Annotated in this window: 11 protein-coding genes; 10 read left to right on the top strand and 1 reads right to left on the bottom strand. The window is 59.8% G+C overall.

Annotated features, from left to right (window positions below):
- The first annotated feature begins 162 nt into the window (after positions 1-162).
- From lptF to pdxJ, 8 genes are all read left to right on the top strand, one after another.
- Entirely contained in the window at positions 163-1281 is a 1119-nt protein-coding gene (lptF, locus tag BLW70_RS28795; RefSeq protein WP_074879956.1) for an LPS export ABC transporter permease LptF, read from the top strand.
- A complete protein-coding gene (lptG, locus tag BLW70_RS28790) occupies positions 1274-2335 on the top strand; it encodes an LPS export ABC transporter permease LptG (protein WP_074879952.1) in 1062 nt (353 codons plus the stop codon). The genes lptF and lptG overlap by 8 nt, the downstream gene beginning before the upstream one ends.
- Positions 2336-2506: 171 nt before the next feature.
- Positions 2507-4306, top strand: coding sequence for a translation elongation factor 4 (gene lepA, locus BLW70_RS28785; protein ID WP_008151572.1), 1800 nt, complete (start codon positions 2507-2509; stop codon positions 4304-4306).
- 5 nt (positions 4307-4311) lie between these two features.
- Positions 4312-5166: a signal peptidase I gene (lepB, locus tag BLW70_RS28780; RefSeq protein WP_074879949.1), complete on the top strand. Its 855-nt coding sequence runs from the start codon at positions 4312-4314 to the stop codon at positions 5164-5166.
- A 184-nt stretch (positions 5167-5350) separates the two neighbouring features.
- The gene (gene rnc / locus BLW70_RS28775) at positions 5351-6040 is read left to right on the top strand and encodes a ribonuclease III (RefSeq protein ID WP_033053426.1); all 690 of its coding nucleotides are present in this window, start codon (positions 5351-5353) and stop codon (positions 6038-6040) included.
- The gene (gene era, locus BLW70_RS28770) at positions 6033-6935 is read left to right on the top strand and encodes a GTPase Era (protein ID WP_008151577.1); all 903 of its coding nucleotides are present in this window, start codon (positions 6033-6035) and stop codon (positions 6933-6935) included. Before rnc ends, era begins: the two co-directional genes overlap by 8 nt.
- Before the next feature lie 172 nt (positions 6936-7107).
- Complete coding sequence (gene recO, locus BLW70_RS28765; RefSeq protein ID WP_074879946.1) at positions 7108-7794, top strand: DNA repair protein RecO; 687 nt, start codon at positions 7108-7110, stop codon at positions 7792-7794.
- A 49-nt stretch (positions 7795-7843) separates the two neighbouring features.
- Positions 7844-8587, top strand: a complete 744-nt coding sequence (gene pdxJ / locus BLW70_RS28760; RefSeq protein ID WP_074879942.1) for a pyridoxine 5'-phosphate synthase — start codon at positions 7844-7846, stop codon at positions 8585-8587.
- Positions 8588-8654: 67 nt separating this feature from the next.
- Here the strand turns inward: pdxJ and mltF are convergent, their stop codons facing one another.
- Positions 8655-10115, bottom strand: a complete 1461-nt coding sequence (gene mltF, locus BLW70_RS28755; RefSeq protein WP_074879938.1) for a membrane-bound lytic murein transglycosylase MltF — start codon at positions 10113-10115, stop codon at positions 8655-8657.
- Positions 10116-10389: 274 nt separating this feature from the next.
- Between mltF and purL the strand changes: the two genes are divergently transcribed.
- Complete coding sequence (gene purL / locus BLW70_RS28750) at positions 10390-14286, top strand: phosphoribosylformylglycinamidine synthase (protein WP_074879935.1); 3897 nt, start codon at positions 10390-10392, stop codon at positions 14284-14286.
- A gap of 5 nt (positions 14287-14291) precedes the next feature.
- Entirely contained in the window at positions 14292-14603 is a 312-nt protein-coding gene (gene cutA / locus BLW70_RS28745) for a divalent cation tolerance protein CutA (protein ID WP_074879932.1), read from the top strand.
- Positions 14604-14906 lie beyond the last annotated feature (303 nt).

Raw genomic sequence — 14906 nt, 5'->3', positions numbered from 1 at the left:
GTACGATCTTCAGCGCTTTACCCGCCTGCTTGAGCATGCGCAGTGACAGGCGCACCCAATCACAGGATAATGCGCCAACTTTTTCGGCGGCTCTGCCCTGCGGGCCGTCTGATACGTTTGCTTGTTTGGCCGCCTTAGCCTGACAACCCTGGAGTGTCTGGTTTGATTGTCTTCCGTTACCTGTCCCGCGAAGTCCTGTTGACCTTGAGCGCCGTCAGCGCTGTGCTGCTGGTCATCATCATGAGCGGTCGCTTCATCAAGTACCTCGCCCAGGCGGCCTCTGGCCTCCTGGATCCGGGCTCGCTATTTCTGATCATGGGCTTTCGCCTGCCGGGTTTCCTGCAGTTGATTTTGCCTTTGGGCCTGTTTCTCGGAATCCTGCTGGCCTACGGTCGCCTGTACCTTGAAAGCGAAATGACGGTGCTGTCTGCCACCGGCATGAGCCAGCAGCGTCTGTTTGCCATGACCCTTTTCCCAGCCACCCTGGTCGCACTGGTGGTGGCATGGCTGAGCCTGAGCCTGGCGCCACAAGGTGCCAATCAATTCCAGTTGCTGCTGAACAAGCAGGATGCCCTGACTGAGTTCGACACCCTCGAGCCGGGTCGCTTCCAGGCGCTGCGTGACGGGACGCGGGTGACCTACACCGAAACGCTGTCGGATGATCGCATCAACCTCGGCGGCGTGTTCATTTCGCAGAAAAACGTCAATTCGGAGAAGAAGGATCGCGGGATTTCCGTGCTGGTGGCCGAGAGTGGCCGTCAGGAAATTCGCCCCGACGGTAACCGTTACCTGATTCTCGACAACGGTTATCGCTATGACGGCAATCCGGGGCAGGCCGACTACCGGGCGATCAAGTACGAGGAGTACGGCGTACTGCTGCCCAAACCGGACGTCAGCGACGAAGTGACCGACCGTGATGCAATGACCACCGGTTCCCTGATCGGCAGTGATGACATTCGCTCCCGCACCGAGCTTCAGTGGCGTCTATCCCTGCCATTGCTGGTCTTCATCGTGACCCTCATGGCGGTGCCGCTGTCGCGGGTCAATCCGCGTCAGGGCCGTTTCCTCAAGCTGTTGCCGGCGATTCTTCTATATATGGCTTACCTGTCCATCCTGATTGCCGCTCGCGGCGCCCTTGAAAAGGGCAAGATCCCGCCAGCTCTGGGGTTGTGGTGGGTGCATGCAATCTTCCTGGCCATCGGCCTGGGCTTGCTCTATTGGGAACCCCTGCAGTTGAAGCGGGCGAGTCGCCGCAGCGCGCTGGAGGTGGCTCGTGGATAAGCTCGATCGCTACATTGGCAGCAGCGTGTTCGTGGCAATTCTGGCGGTGCTGGGGATCATTCTCGGTCTGGCGACACTGTTCGCGTTTATCGATGAGATGGGGGATGTCAGCGATACCTACACCTTGGTCGATGTGTTGAGCTATGTCCTGCTGACCGCGCCGCGTCGTCTTTACGACATGTTGCCGATGGCTGCACTGATCGGTTGCCTGATCGGCCTCGGCAGCCTGGCCAGTCACAGCGAACTGACCATCATGCGCGCTGCGGGCGTGTCGATCGGTCGCATCGTCTGGGCGGTCATGAAGCCCATGCTGGTCCTGATGGTGGTGGGTGTACTGATCGGCGAATACGTAGCGCCGGCCACCGAAGTCACCGCTCAGGCCAATCGCTCCCTGGCTCAGGGCGGCGGCGATGCGCAGAGCGCCAAGCACGGTTTGTGGCATCGCCAGGGAGATGAGTTCATTCACGTCAACTCTGTGCAACCCAACGGCCTGCTGTACGGCGTCACCCGTTATCGTTTCGACGATGAGCGGCATATGGTCTCTTCCAGCTTCGCCAAGCGGGCGGAGTTCGATCAGGATCATTGGCAGTTGAGCGACGTCACCACCACGCTGTTCCATGAAAAGAGCACTGAAGTGGTTACTACCCCGGTCGAGCGCTGGAATGTCGCCTTGAGTCCGCAGCTGCTGAGCACCGTGGTCATGTCGCCTGACACGCTGTCGATCAGTGGTCTGTGGGGGTACATCCACTACCTGGCGGACCAGGGCTTGAGCAATGGTCGTTACTGGCTGGCATTTTGGGTCAAGGTGTTGCAACCGCTGGTCACCGCCGCGCTGGTGCTGATGGCGATTTCCTTCATCTTCGGTCCGTTGCGCTCGGTGACCCTCGGTCAGCGAGTGTTCACTGGCGTGCTGGTGGGCTTCACCTTCCGCATCGTTCAGGATTTGCTCGGTCCTTCGAGCCTGGTCTTCGGTTTCTCGCCACTGTTTGCGGTGCTTGTTCCGGCAGGTGTTTGTGCCTTGGCCGGGCTCTGGTTGTTGCGCCGGGCCGGTTGATCAAGGGTTTCCCTTGTCCTTGATGGTCACTCGAAACGCCCCTGTCACAAGACCGGGGCGTTTTTGTATCCGCCGTCTGACCTGCGAACGTGACGCTTGCGCCGTGGATCAGGTACAATTCCCGGCTATTTTTCGGCGGGCTATGCCTGCAGCCTTTTTGAGTGTTGATCCGTGAGTGATTTGAGTCATATCCGCAATTTCTCCATCATCGCCCACATTGACCATGGCAAGTCGACGCTGGCCGATCGCTTCATCCAGATGTGTGGCGGCCTTGCCGAGCGCGAAATGGAAGCCCAGGTTCTGGACTCCATGGACCTGGAACGTGAACGCGGGATCACCATCAAGGCCCACAGCGTCACCCTGTATTACACCGCTCGCGATGGCATCAAGTACCAGTTGAACTTCATTGACACCCCGGGCCACGTCGACTTCACCTATGAAGTCAGCCGGTCGCTGGCGGCCTGTGAAGGTGCGTTGCTGGTGGTCGATGCCGGTCAGGGCGTTGAAGCGCAATCGGTAGCCAACTGCTACACCGCGATCGAGCAAGGCCTGGAAGTGATGCCGGTCCTGAACAAGATCGACCTGCCTCAGGCCGATCCGGACCGCGTGAAAGAAGAAATCGAAAAAATCATCGGCATCGATGCCACCGACGCAGTCGAGTGCAGTGCCAAGACCGGTCTGGGCGTCGACGAAGTACTGGAGCGTCTGGTCAAGACCATTCCTGCGCCGACCGGCAACTACGAAGATCCGCTGCAAGCGTTGATCATCGACTCCTGGTTCGACAACTACCTGGGCGTTGTTTCCCTGGTTCGCGTGCGCCACGGTCGTGTGAAGAAGGGCGACAAGATCCTGGTCAAGTCCACCGGCAAGATCCACCTCGTGGACAGCGTCGGTGTCTTCAACCCGAAACACACCGCCACCGTTGACCTGAAGGCCGGCGAAGTAGGCTTCATCATCGCCGGCATCAAGGACATTCACGGGGCACCGGTCGGTGACACCCTGACCTTGAGCTCCACGCCGGACGTCGACGTGCTGCCAGGCTTCAAACGCATTCAGCCGCAGGTGTACGCCGGTCTGTTTCCGGTCAGCTCCGACGACTTCGAAGACTTCCGTGAAGCGCTGCAAAAGCTCACGCTCAACGACTCGTCCCTGCAATACACCCCGGAAAGCTCCGACGCACTGGGCTTCGGCTTCCGTTGCGGGTTCCTCGGCATGCTGCACATGGAAATCATCCAGGAGCGCCTGGAGCGCGAGTACGACCTGGACCTGATCACCACGGCGCCGACGGTAATTTTCGAGCTGCTGCTGAAAACCGGAGAAACGATTTACGTCGACAACCCGTCGAAGCTGCCTGACCTGTCCTCGATCGAAGACATGCGCGAGCCGATCGTGCGGGCCAATATTCTTGTGCCGCAAGAGCACCTGGGCAACGTCATTACCCTGTGCATCGAGAAGCGTGGCGTCCAGCACGACATGCTGTTCCTCGGTACCCAGGTTCAAGTGACCTACGATTTGCCGATGAACGAAGTGGTCCTGGACTTCTTCGACCGTCTGAAATCCACCAGCCGTGGCTATGCTTCGCTGGATTACCATTTCGATCGTTATCAATCGGCTAATCTGGTGAAACTGGATGTGCTGATCAACGGTGACAAGGTCGACGCCCTGGCGCTGATCGTGCACAAGGATAACGCGCACTACAAAGGTCGCCAGCTGACCGAGAAGATGAAAGAACTGATTCCACGCCAGATGTTCGACGTCGCGATCCAAGCTGCCATTGGCGGGCAGATCATTGCGCGGACCTCCGTCAAGGCACTCAGAAAGAACGTATTGGCCAAATGCTACGGCGGTGACGTTAGCCGTAAGAAAAAACTGCTGGAAAAGCAAAAGGCCGGTAAGAAACGCATGAAGCAAGTCGGTAACGTGGAAATTCCACAAGAAGCCTTCCTTGCAGTGCTCAGGTTGGATAGTTAGGTCCTATGTCACTAAATTTCCCGCTGTTGCTGGTCATCGCCGTGTTCGTCTGCGGCCTGTTGGCGTTGCTCGATCTGCTGTTCCTGGCGCCACGGCGCCGGGCTGCCATTAACTCTTACCAGGGTAGCGTCAGCCAGGCTGACATGGTGGTGGTCGAGAAACTGAACAAAGAGCCGCTGCTGGTCGAATACGGCAAGTCGTTCTTCCCGGTGTTGTTCATCGTGCTGGTGCTGCGTTCGTTCCTGGTGGAACCGTTCCAGATTCCTTCCGGCTCGATGAAACCGACCCTGGACGTCGGCGACTTCATTCTGGTGAACAAGTTTTCTTACGGGATCCGCTTGCCGGTGATCGACAAGAAAGTCATCGAAGTCGGTGATCCACAGCGTGGCGATGTGATGGTGTTCCGCTACCCGAGCGATCCGAACGTCAACTACATTAAACGTGTGGTGGGCCTGCCGGGTGACCAGATTCGTTACACCGCCGACAAGCGTCTGTTCGTCAACGGTGAGTCGGTTGCCGAACAACTGGTCGGCTCCGAGCCGGGCACGTTGGGCAGCGCCGAGCTCTACAAGGAAAAACTCGGCGTCGCCGAGCACCAGATCCGCAAGGAAATGAGCCGCTATCGTGCATCGCCGGACCGTACATGGACCGTGCCTGCCGGGCACTACTTCATGATGGGCGACAACCGCGACAACTCGAACGACAGTCGCTACTGGGATGACCCGAGCATTCCCAAGGATCTGCTGGGCATGGTTCCCGACAAGAATATCGTCGGCAAGGCCTTCGCAGTCTGGATGAGCTGGCCAGAACCTAAACTCAGTCACCTGCCGAATTTCTCGCGGGTTGGCCTGATCAAGTAATCACACACGGCGCTGTTGAACACAGCGCCGAATGCATTTCTGGAACCGGCACAATCGGCGCCAGAAGCATGAAAACAATGATATTCAGGACGTAATTTTTGAACACAGCGTTAATTGTCCCAAGCCTGCGCAGACTCTCGGCGATGGCGGTGGAATCCAGCCACGAACTCAGCGTGGGTAAACCGTGAGCGTCTCCTTAAGCCGTCTCGAGCGTCAGCTCGGTTACACCTTCAAGGATCAGGAACTGATGGTCCTGGCCCTGACTCACCGCAGCTTTGCCGGGCGTAACAACGAACGCCTGGAATTCCTCGGTGATGCCATCCTTAACTTTGTCGCTGGCGAGGCGCTGTTCGATCGCTTCCCGCTGGCCCGCGAAGGTCAGTTGTCGCGCTTGCGCGCACGCCTGGTGAAAGGCGAGACCCTGGCCGTACTGGCTCGCGGTTTCGATCTGGGCGAATACCTGCGCCTGGGTTCCGGTGAATTGAAAAGCGGCGGTTTCCGTCGCGAGTCGATTCTGGCCGATGCCCTTGAAGCGCTGATCGGTGCGATCTACCTGGATGCCGGCATGGACATGGCGCGCGAACGCGTGCTGGCCTGGCTGGCCGGGGAGTTCGAAGGCCTGACGCTGGTCGACACCAACAAAGATCCAAAAACCCGCCTGCAAGAGTTCCTGCAGTCGCGCGGTTGCGAACTGCCACGTTACGAAGTGGTGGATATCCAGGGTGAGCCGCATTGCCGGACGTTCTTCGTCGAATGTGAAATCACCTTACTGAATGAAAAAAGCCGAGGTCAGGGTGTGAGCCGTCGTATTGCCGAACAGGTAGCGGCCGCTGCAGCACTGATTGCCCTGGGCGTGGAGAATGGCCATGACTGATTCAACTGCAACTCGCTGTGGCTATGTCGCCATCGTTGGCCGTCCCAACGTGGGCAAGTCCACGCTGCTGAACCACATCCTCGGTCAGAAGCTGGCGATCACCTCGCGCAAGCCTCAGACCACTCGCCACAACATGCTCGGCATCAAGACCGAAGGCGCCGTGCAGGCGATCTACGTCGACACCCCCGGCATGCACAAAGGTGGCGAGAAAGCCCTGAACCGCTACATGAACAAGACCGCTTCGGCGGCGTTGAAAGACGTCGACGTGGTGATCTTCGTGGTTGATCGCACCAAGTGGACCGACGAAGACCAGATGGTCCTCGAGCGCGTCCAATACGTGACCGGCCCGCTGATCGTGGCGCTGAACAAGACTGACCGCATTGAAGACAAAGCCGAGCTGATGCCGCACCTGACCTGGTTGCAGGAACAGTTGCCGAACGCGCAGATCATGCCGATCTCGGCCCAGCACGGGCATAACCTCGAAACGCTGGAGCGCGTGATTGCCGGTTACCTACCGGAAAACGATCACTTCTTCCCGGAAGACCAGATCACCGACCGCAGCAGCCGCTTCCTCGCCGCTGAACTGGTACGCGAGAAAATCATGCGCCAGATGGGCGCCGAACTGCCGTACCAGATCACCGTCGAAATCGAAGAGTTCAAGCAGCAGGGCAAAACCCTGCACATCCATGCCTTGATCCTCGTCGAGCGCGACGGCCAGAAGAAAATCATCATTGGCGACAAGGGCGAGCGGATCAAGCGCATCGGCACCGAGGCACGCAAGGACATGGAGTTGCTGTTCGACTCCAAGATCATGCTCAACCTCTGGGTCAAGGTGAAAGGTGGCTGGTCCGACGATGAGCGCGCCTTGCGTTCGCTGGGTTACGGCGACCTGTAACACCGGTTCCTGAGACACCGAAGTACCCTGTGGGAGCGAGCCTGCTCGCGATAGCGGTCTGCCAGTCAACATCAATGTTGAATGTCAGGTCCTCATCGCGAGCAGGCTCGCTCCCACATTGGTTTTGGGTGGTTTATAAATCTGTGCTGACTCATTGAGAACCCTGACTTCCATGTCTCAAACCCCCATCGGCCAACCCGCCTACGTCCTCCACTCCCGCGCTTACCGCGAGAACAGCGCGTTGGTGGATTTCCTCACGCCGCAAGGTCGGCTGCGGGCGGTGTTGCGCAGTGCCCGAGGCAAGGCCGGGACGTTGGCGCGGCCGTTCGTGCCGCTGGAAGTCGAGTTCCGTGGCCGTGGTGAACTGAAGAACGTCGGTCGCATGGAAAGCGCTGGCGTCTCCACTTGGCTCAACGGTGAAGCGCTGTTCAGCGGTCTCTACCTCAATGAGCTGTTGATTCGGCTGCTGCCGTCCGAAGACCCGCATCCCGCTGTCTTCGATCACTACGCCGCGACCCTGCTTGCGCTGGCCGAAGGTCGTCCGCTGGAACCGTTATTGCGTTCCTTCGAATGGCGGCTGCTGGATGACTTGGGTTACGGCTTCGCCTTGACCACCGACGTCCATGGCGAGCCCATCGCGCCGGACGGTCTTTACCGTCTGCAAGTGGATGCGGGGCTTGAACGGGTCTACCTGCTGCAACCCGGTCTGTTCAATGGTACCGAACTGCTGGCGATGGCCGATGCAGATTGGTCTGCCCCCGGCGCGCTATCGGCAGCCAAGCGATTGATGCGCCAGGCACTGGCCGTTCATCTGGGCGGTCGTCCCTTGGTGAGTCGCGAGTTGTTTCGCAAGCCCTGATCACCCCGTATGCTGTGCACCGAACTTTCCCTTCTTCAGGAGCGCTTCCGTGACCACCAGCAATCGCATTCTTCTTGGCGTGAACATCGACCACGTTGCCACTCTGCGTCAGGCCCGGGGCACGCGCTATCCAGATCCGGTCAAGGCTGCGCTGGACGCGGAAGAGGCGGGCGCTGACGGCATCACCGTGCACCTGCGCGAGGATCGTCGACACATTCAAGAGCGCGACGTGTTGCTGCTCAAGGATGTGCTGCAAACCCGCATGAACTTCGAAATGGGCGTCACCGAAGAGATGATGGCGTTCGCCGAGCGCATTCGTCCGGCGCACATTTGCCTGGTGCCGGAAACCCGTCAGGAGCTGACGACCGAAGGTGGTCTGGACGTGGCGGGGCAGGAGGCGCGGATCAAGGCGGCGGTGGATCGCCTGTCAAAGATCGGCTGTGAAGTGTCGCTGTTCATTGATGCTGACGAGCAGCAGATCGCAGCGTCCCGTCGGGTGGGTGCGCCGGCTATCGAGCTGCATACCGGTCGTTACGCCGATGCCGAGACGCCGACCGAGGTGGCTGAAGAGCTCAAGCGTGTGGCGGATGGCGTGGCGTTTGGCCTGGCCCAAGGTTTGATCGTCAACGCGGGTCACGGTCTGCACTACCACAACGTTGAAGCTGTAGCGGCGATCAAGGGCATCAACGAGCTGAACATCGGCCACGCGCTGGTGGCTCATGCGTTGTTCGTCGGGTTCAAGTCGGCGGTGTCTGAAATGAAAGCACTGATCCTGGCCGCCGCAAAAGCCTAAAGCCAAAAGCCAAACACAAAACACTGTGGGAGCAGGCTCACTCCCACATTTTGATTGGGGTCAGGCTTTAAAGCTGTGGGGTTTCCTGAGTCGGCTTGGTCTTGTCGACCCCCGGCACATGCAGGTTGCCCTCGGCGACCTGATTGCCTTCCAGCTGCGGCTGCGTCACCCACGTCAGGATGTCGTAGTAGCGGCGGATGTTCGCCACGAAGTGAACGGGTTCGCCGCCACGGGCATAGCCGTAACGGGTTTTGCTGTACCACTTCTTCTCGGACAAACGCGGCAAGATCTTTTTCACGTCCAGCCACTTGTCCGGATTCAGACCTTCCTTGGCCGCCAGTTTGCGCGCGTCATCCAGATGACCGCTGCCAACGTTGTAGGCCGCCAGTGCAAACCAGGTGCGATCCGGCTCCTGGATCGACTCGTCCAGCTGTTCCTTCATGTAGGCCAGGTACTTGGCGCCACCCATGATGCTTTGTTTGGGGTCCAGGCGATTGGACACACCCATGGCCTGCGCAGTGTTCTGGGTCAGCATCATCAGGCCGCGCACGCCGGTCTTCGACGTGACGGCCGCTTGCCACAGCGATTCCTGATAGCCGACCGCGGCCAGCAAGCGCCAATCGACTTTCTCTTTCTTGGCGTACGTCTTGAAGTGCTGTTCGTATTTGGGCAGGCGTTGCTGCAAGTGTTGGGCGAAGGTGGTGGCGCCCATGTAACCCAGCACATCGACGTGCCCGTAATAGCGGTCTTTCAGCCGTTGCAGGGTGCCGTTTTTCTTCACCTTGTCGAGGTAGTCGTTGATCTCGTTGAGCAGGCTGTTGTCGTCACCAGCGGCCACCGCCCAGCTCTGGTTGCTGGCGTCACCGAGGTCGAAGGCTACCCGCACCTTAGGGAAGTAGACCTGGTTCATCGCGACTTCGTTTGAGTCCACCAGGGTCAGGTCAATCTGATCTTCATCGACCATGCGCAGTAAGTCGACGACTTCAACAGCGTCGGACTCTTCGTATTCGATGCCGGGATATTTCTTTTTCAGCTCCGCCAATTGCTCGGCGTGGGTGCTGCCCTTGAGCACCATGATCTTCTTGCCCACCAGGTCCTTCGCGTCGGTCGGCCGCGATTGGCCGTTGCGATAGATGACCTGTGGGGTAACTTCGAGATAGGAGTGGGAAAACCGCACCTGCTTTTTACGTGCTTCGCTGCTGACCAGGCCGGCAGCAGCGATCACCGGACCGTTGGGCTTGCCTACCTGATTGAACAGGTCGTCGAGGTTGTCGGCGGTTTCGATTTTGAGTTCCACCCCCAGATCGTCGGCGAAGCGCTTCACCAGCTCGTATTCGAAGCCGGTTTCACCGTTGCGATCCTGAAAGTAGGTGGCGGGGCTGTTTCGGGTAACCACCCGCAGCACGCCATCCTCCTTTACGCGCTCCAGCGTGTTGGGTTTATCAACACAGCCACTGAGCACCAGGAAGAGTCCGGTTGCGATCAGCCATTTGGCGAACCGCGGACGCAAAGCCGTTGGGGAAAACATCTGCGCAGTATACGCAAAGGACCACGAGCGCCATATCTCGACAGCGATGGGCTTGTCTGCTAGGCAACTGAAAACCGCTCATGAGCCCGCAGGAATGGGCCCGGACAGCATTTTGTGACAGAAAAAATAACGCTCGGCATGTGCCTGTTTTATGTCCGAACCCCCGGCCCGACGCCCGGGTGCAGCCGCCCGTACCGTTTCGGGTGATGTCGCGGCCTGTTTAGGCTAGAATGCACGGCCTCAAAGCACACCCCTTCCCGAGGCTGTCCCGAAGATGTTGATCCTGCGCGGCGCTCCTGCCCTTTCTGCCTTTCGCCACAGCAAACTCCTTGAGCAACTGAGCCAGAAAGTTCCGGCTGTCAGTGGCTTGTATGCTGAATTCGCTCACTTCGCCGAAGTCACCGGCGTCCTGACCGGCGACGAACAGCAGGTGCTCGCGCGCCTTCTGAAGTACGGCCCAAGTGTTCCGGTACAAGAGCCGACCGGTCGTCTGTTCCTGGTGTTGCCGCGGTTCGGCACCATCTCGCCATGGTCCAGTAAAGCCAGCGACATCGCTCGCAACTGCGGCCTGACGAAAATCCAGCGCCTGGAGCGCGGCATCGCGTTCTACGTCGCCGGCCAGTTCAGCGACGCTGAAGCGCAGCTTATTGCCGATGGTCTGCACGACCGCATGACCCAGATCGTCCTCGGCAACCTTGAACAAGCCGCCGGCCTGTTCAGCCACGCCGAACCGAAACCGCTGACTGCCATCGACGTACTGGGTGGCGGCCGCGCCGCGCTGGAAAAAGCCAACACCGAGCTGGGCCTGGCCTTGGCCGAAGACGAGATCGACTACCTGGTCAACGCTTTCGTCGGCTTGAAGCGCAACCCCCACGACATCGAACTGATGATGTTCGCCCAGGCGAACTCCGAGCACTGCCGTCACAAGATCTTCAACGCCAGTTGGGACATCGACGGCCAGAGCCAGGAAAAAAGCCTGTTCGGCATGATCAAGAACACCTACGTGATGCACAGCGAAGGCGTTCTGTCGGCTTATAAGGACAACGCTTCGGTGATTGTCGGCAACGTCGCCGGCCGTTTCTTCCCGGACCCTGAAACCCGCCAGTACGGCGCGGTGCAGGAACCGGTGCACATCCTGATGAAAGTCGAGACTCACAACCACCCGACCGCGATTGCCCCGTTCCCGGGCGCATCCACCGGTTCCGGTGGCGAAATTCGCGACGAAGGCGCTACCGGTCGCGGCGCCAAGCCAAAGGCTGGCCTGACCGGTTTCACCGTGTCCAACCTGCAAATCCCGGGCTTCGAACAGCCGTGGGAAGTGCCGTATGGCAAGCCTGAACGCATCGTGACCGCGCTGGACATCATGATCGAAGGCCCACTGGGTGGTGCCGCGTTCAACAACGAATTCGGTCGTCCTGCCCTGACCGGTTACTTCCGTACCTTCGAACAGTCGATCACCACCCCGCGTGGCGACGAAGTTCGCGGTTACCACAAGCCGATCATGCTGGCCGGCGGTATGGGTAACATCCGTGCCGAACACGTGCAGAAAGGCGAGATCACCGTTGGCTCCAAGCTGATCGTCCTCGGCGGCCCGGCGATGCTGATTGGCCTGGGCGGCGGCGCGGCTTCCTCCATGGCCACCGGCACCAGCTCGGCAGACCTGGACTTCGCATCCGTACAGCGCGAAAACCCGGAAATGGAACGTCGCTGCCAGGAAGTCATCGACCGTTGCTGGCAGTTGGGTGAACACAACCCGATCAGCTTCATCCACGACGTCGGCGCGGGCGGTCTGTCCAACGCCTTCCCGGAACTGGTCAACGATGGCAACCGTGGCGGTCGCTTCGAACTGCGCAACATTCCAAACGACGAGCCGGGCATGGCCCCGCACGAAATCTGGAGCAACGAATCCCAGGAACGCTACGTTCTGGCGGTCGGCCCGGCTGACTTCGAACGCTTCCAGGCGATCTGCGAACGTGAGCGTTGCCCGTTTGCCGTCGTCGGCGAAGCCACTGCCGAACCGCAACTGACGGTCACTGACAGCCACTTCGGCAACAGCCCGGTGGACATGCCGCTGGAAGTGCTGCTGGGCAAAGCCCCGCGCATGCACCGTTCGGCTGTTCGCGAAAACGAACTGGGCGATGATTTCGATCCTTCGACCCTGGAGATCGCAGACTGCGTCGAACGCGTTCTGCATCACCCGGCCGTGGCGAGCAAAAGCTTCCTGATCACCATCGGCGACCGCACCATCACCGGCCTCGTGGCCCGTGATCAGATGGTCGGCCCGTGGCAGGTTCCGGTGGCCGACGTTGCCGTCACCGCTACCAGCTTCGACGTGTACACCGGTGAAGCCATGGCCATGGGCGAGCGTACTCCGCTGGCACTGCTGGACGCTCCGGCGTCGGGCCGCATGGCCATCGGCGAAACCCTGACCAACATCGCGGCTTCGCGCATCAACAAGATCTCCGACATCAAACTGTCGGCCAACTGGATGTCCGCTGCCGGTCACCCGGGCGAAGATGCGCGTCTGTACGACACCGTGAAAGCAGTCGGCATGGAGCTGTGCCCGGACCTGGGCATTACCATTCCGGTAGGCAAGGACTCCATGTCCATGGCCACGCGCTGGAACGACGAAGGTGTCGACAAGACCGTGACCTCGCCGATGTCCCTGATCGTGACCGGTTTTGCGCCTGTGGCTGACATCCGTCAGACCCTGACGCCGGAACTGCGCATGGACAAGGGCACCACCGACCTGATCCTGATCGATCTGGGCCGTGGCCAGAACCGCATGGGCGCCTCGATCCTGGCCCAGGTTCACGGCAAGCTCGGTTCGCAAGCGCCGGACGTCGACGACGCCGAAGACCTCAAAGCCTTCTTCGCCGTGATCCAGGGCCTCAACGCCGACGGTCATTTGCTGGCTTACCACGACCGTTCCGACGGTGGTCTGCTGACCAGCGTCGTGGAAATGGCCTTCGCCGGTCATTGCGGCCTGAGCCTGAACCTCGATGGTCTGGCCGAGACTTCCGCCGACATCGCCGCGATCCTGTTCAACGAAGAACTGGGCGCCGTGATCCAGGTTCGCCAGGACGCTACTCCGGACATCCTCGCGCAGTTCAGCGCTGCCGGTCTGGGTGAGTGCGTGTCGGTGATCGGTCAGCCGATGAACAACGGCGAGATCAGCATCACCTTCAACGGCGAAACCGTGTTCGAAGGTCAGCGTCGTCTGCTACAACGTCAGTGGGCGGAGACTAGCTACCAGATCCAGCGCCTGCGTGATAACGCCGATTGCGCCGAACAAGAGTTCGACGTGCTGCTGGAAGAAGACAACCCGGGCCTGAGCGTCAAGCTGAGCTACGACGTCAACCAGGACGTCGCCGCGCCTTACATCAAGAAAGGCATCCGCCCACAGGTTGCCGTGCTGCGTGAGCAGGGCGTCAATGGTCAGGTGGAAATGGCGGCCGCGTTCGACCGCGCCGGCTTCAACGCGATCGACGTGCACATGAGCGACATTCTGGCCGGCCGTGTCGACCTGAACGAGTTCAAAGGCCTGGTGGCTTGCGGCGGTTTCTCCTACGGCGACGTATTGGGCGCCGGCGAAGGCTGGGCCAAGTCCGCACTGTTCAACAGCCGCGCTCGCGATGCGTTCCAGGGTTTCTTCGAACGTACCGACAGCTTCACCCTCGGCGTGTGCAACGGTTGCCAGATGATGTCCAACCTGCACGAGCTGATCCCGGGCAGCGAGTTCTGGCCGCACTTCGTGCGTAACCGTTCCGAGCAGTTCGAAGCCCGTGTGGCGATGGTTCAGGTCCAGGAATCGAACTCGATCTTCCTGCAAGGCATGGCCGGTTCGCGTATGCCGATCGCTATTGCTCACGGTGAAGGTCATGCCGAGTTCGCCAGCGAAGAAGCGTTGCTGGAAGCCGATCTGTCCGGTTGCGTGGCGATGCGTTTCGTCGACAACCACGGCAAGGTCACCGAAAACTACCCGGCCAACCCGAACGGCTCGCCGCGCGGGATCACCGGTTTGACCAGCCGCGACGGTCGCGTGACGATCATGATGCCGCACCCGGAACGTGTGTTCCGTGCCGTGCAGAACTCGTGGCGTTCGGAAGACTGGAACGAAGACGCACCTTGGATGCGTATGTTCCGTAATGCTCGTGTGTGGGTTAACTAAGCGTCGTGTATAAGCTCAGCTTTTTTGTTCCGGCCAGTCATGTGGAGCAGGTCAAGAGTGCCGTATTCGCCGCCGGTGGCGGACGGATCGGCGCGTACGACCATTGCGCCTGGCAAGTGCTCGGCCTCGGTCAGTTTCGCCCACTGGATGGCAGTCAGCCGTTCATTGGGAAGGCGGGGCAGGTCGAGCAGGTTGAGGAATGGAAGGTTGAGCTTGTGGTCAGCGACGAGTTGATCCGGGCGGTGGTGGAGGCTCTGAAGCAGAGTCATCCCTACGAGACGCCAGCTTATGAGGTGTGGCGGTTGGAGGATTTTTGATCCGCCTGCCGCTGAAATGAGAAACCCGTTGAAGTGATTTCAGCGGGTTTTTTTTGTCTGCGATTTGGGGGCGAGGCGGCCTGGAAGCCGGCCTGGCTGTTGTTGACTGAGTGCATATCCATTTCTGCGGTAACGGCGACTTAGGGTTTCGCCCTTACGGCGAGTCCCTTTTGGCAAACGCCCCAAAAGGAACCAAAAGGTCTCGCCCCGAGCGTCCGGCCCCTCGCTTAGGCTCGGCGTTCCTTCGTTCCGGTATTCATCTGGGGGCATCGCCTCCGGTCGGCTTCGCTTCGACCTCCTCTC

The organism is Pseudomonas frederiksbergensis (genome assembly GCF_900105495.1).
Lineage (GTDB): Bacteria > Pseudomonadota > Gammaproteobacteria > Pseudomonadales > Pseudomonadaceae > Aquipseudomonas > Aquipseudomonas frederiksbergensis.
Note: the sequence above shows the minus strand (reverse complement) of the source record. Positions and strands in the feature narration are given on the sequence as shown.

Excerpts from the sequence above, each read along its gene's own strand:
- lepB (WP_074879949.1), top strand. The coding sequence starts at position 4,312 with ATGTCACTAAATTTCCCGCTGTTGCTGGTCATCGCCGTGTTCGTCTGC.
- recO (WP_074879946.1), top strand. The coding sequence starts at position 7,108 with ATGTCTCAAACCCCCATCGGCCAACCCGCCTACGTCCTCCACTCCCGC.
- era (WP_008151577.1), top strand. The coding sequence starts at position 6,033 with ATGACTGATTCAACTGCAACTCGCTGTGGCTATGTCGCCATCGTTGGC.
- mltF (WP_074879938.1), bottom strand. The coding sequence starts at position 10,115 with ATGTTTTCCCCAACGGCTTTGCGTCCGCGGTTCGCCAAATGGCTGATC.
- purL (WP_074879935.1), top strand. The coding sequence starts at position 10,390 with ATGTTGATCCTGCGCGGCGCTCCTGCCCTTTCTGCCTTTCGCCACAGC.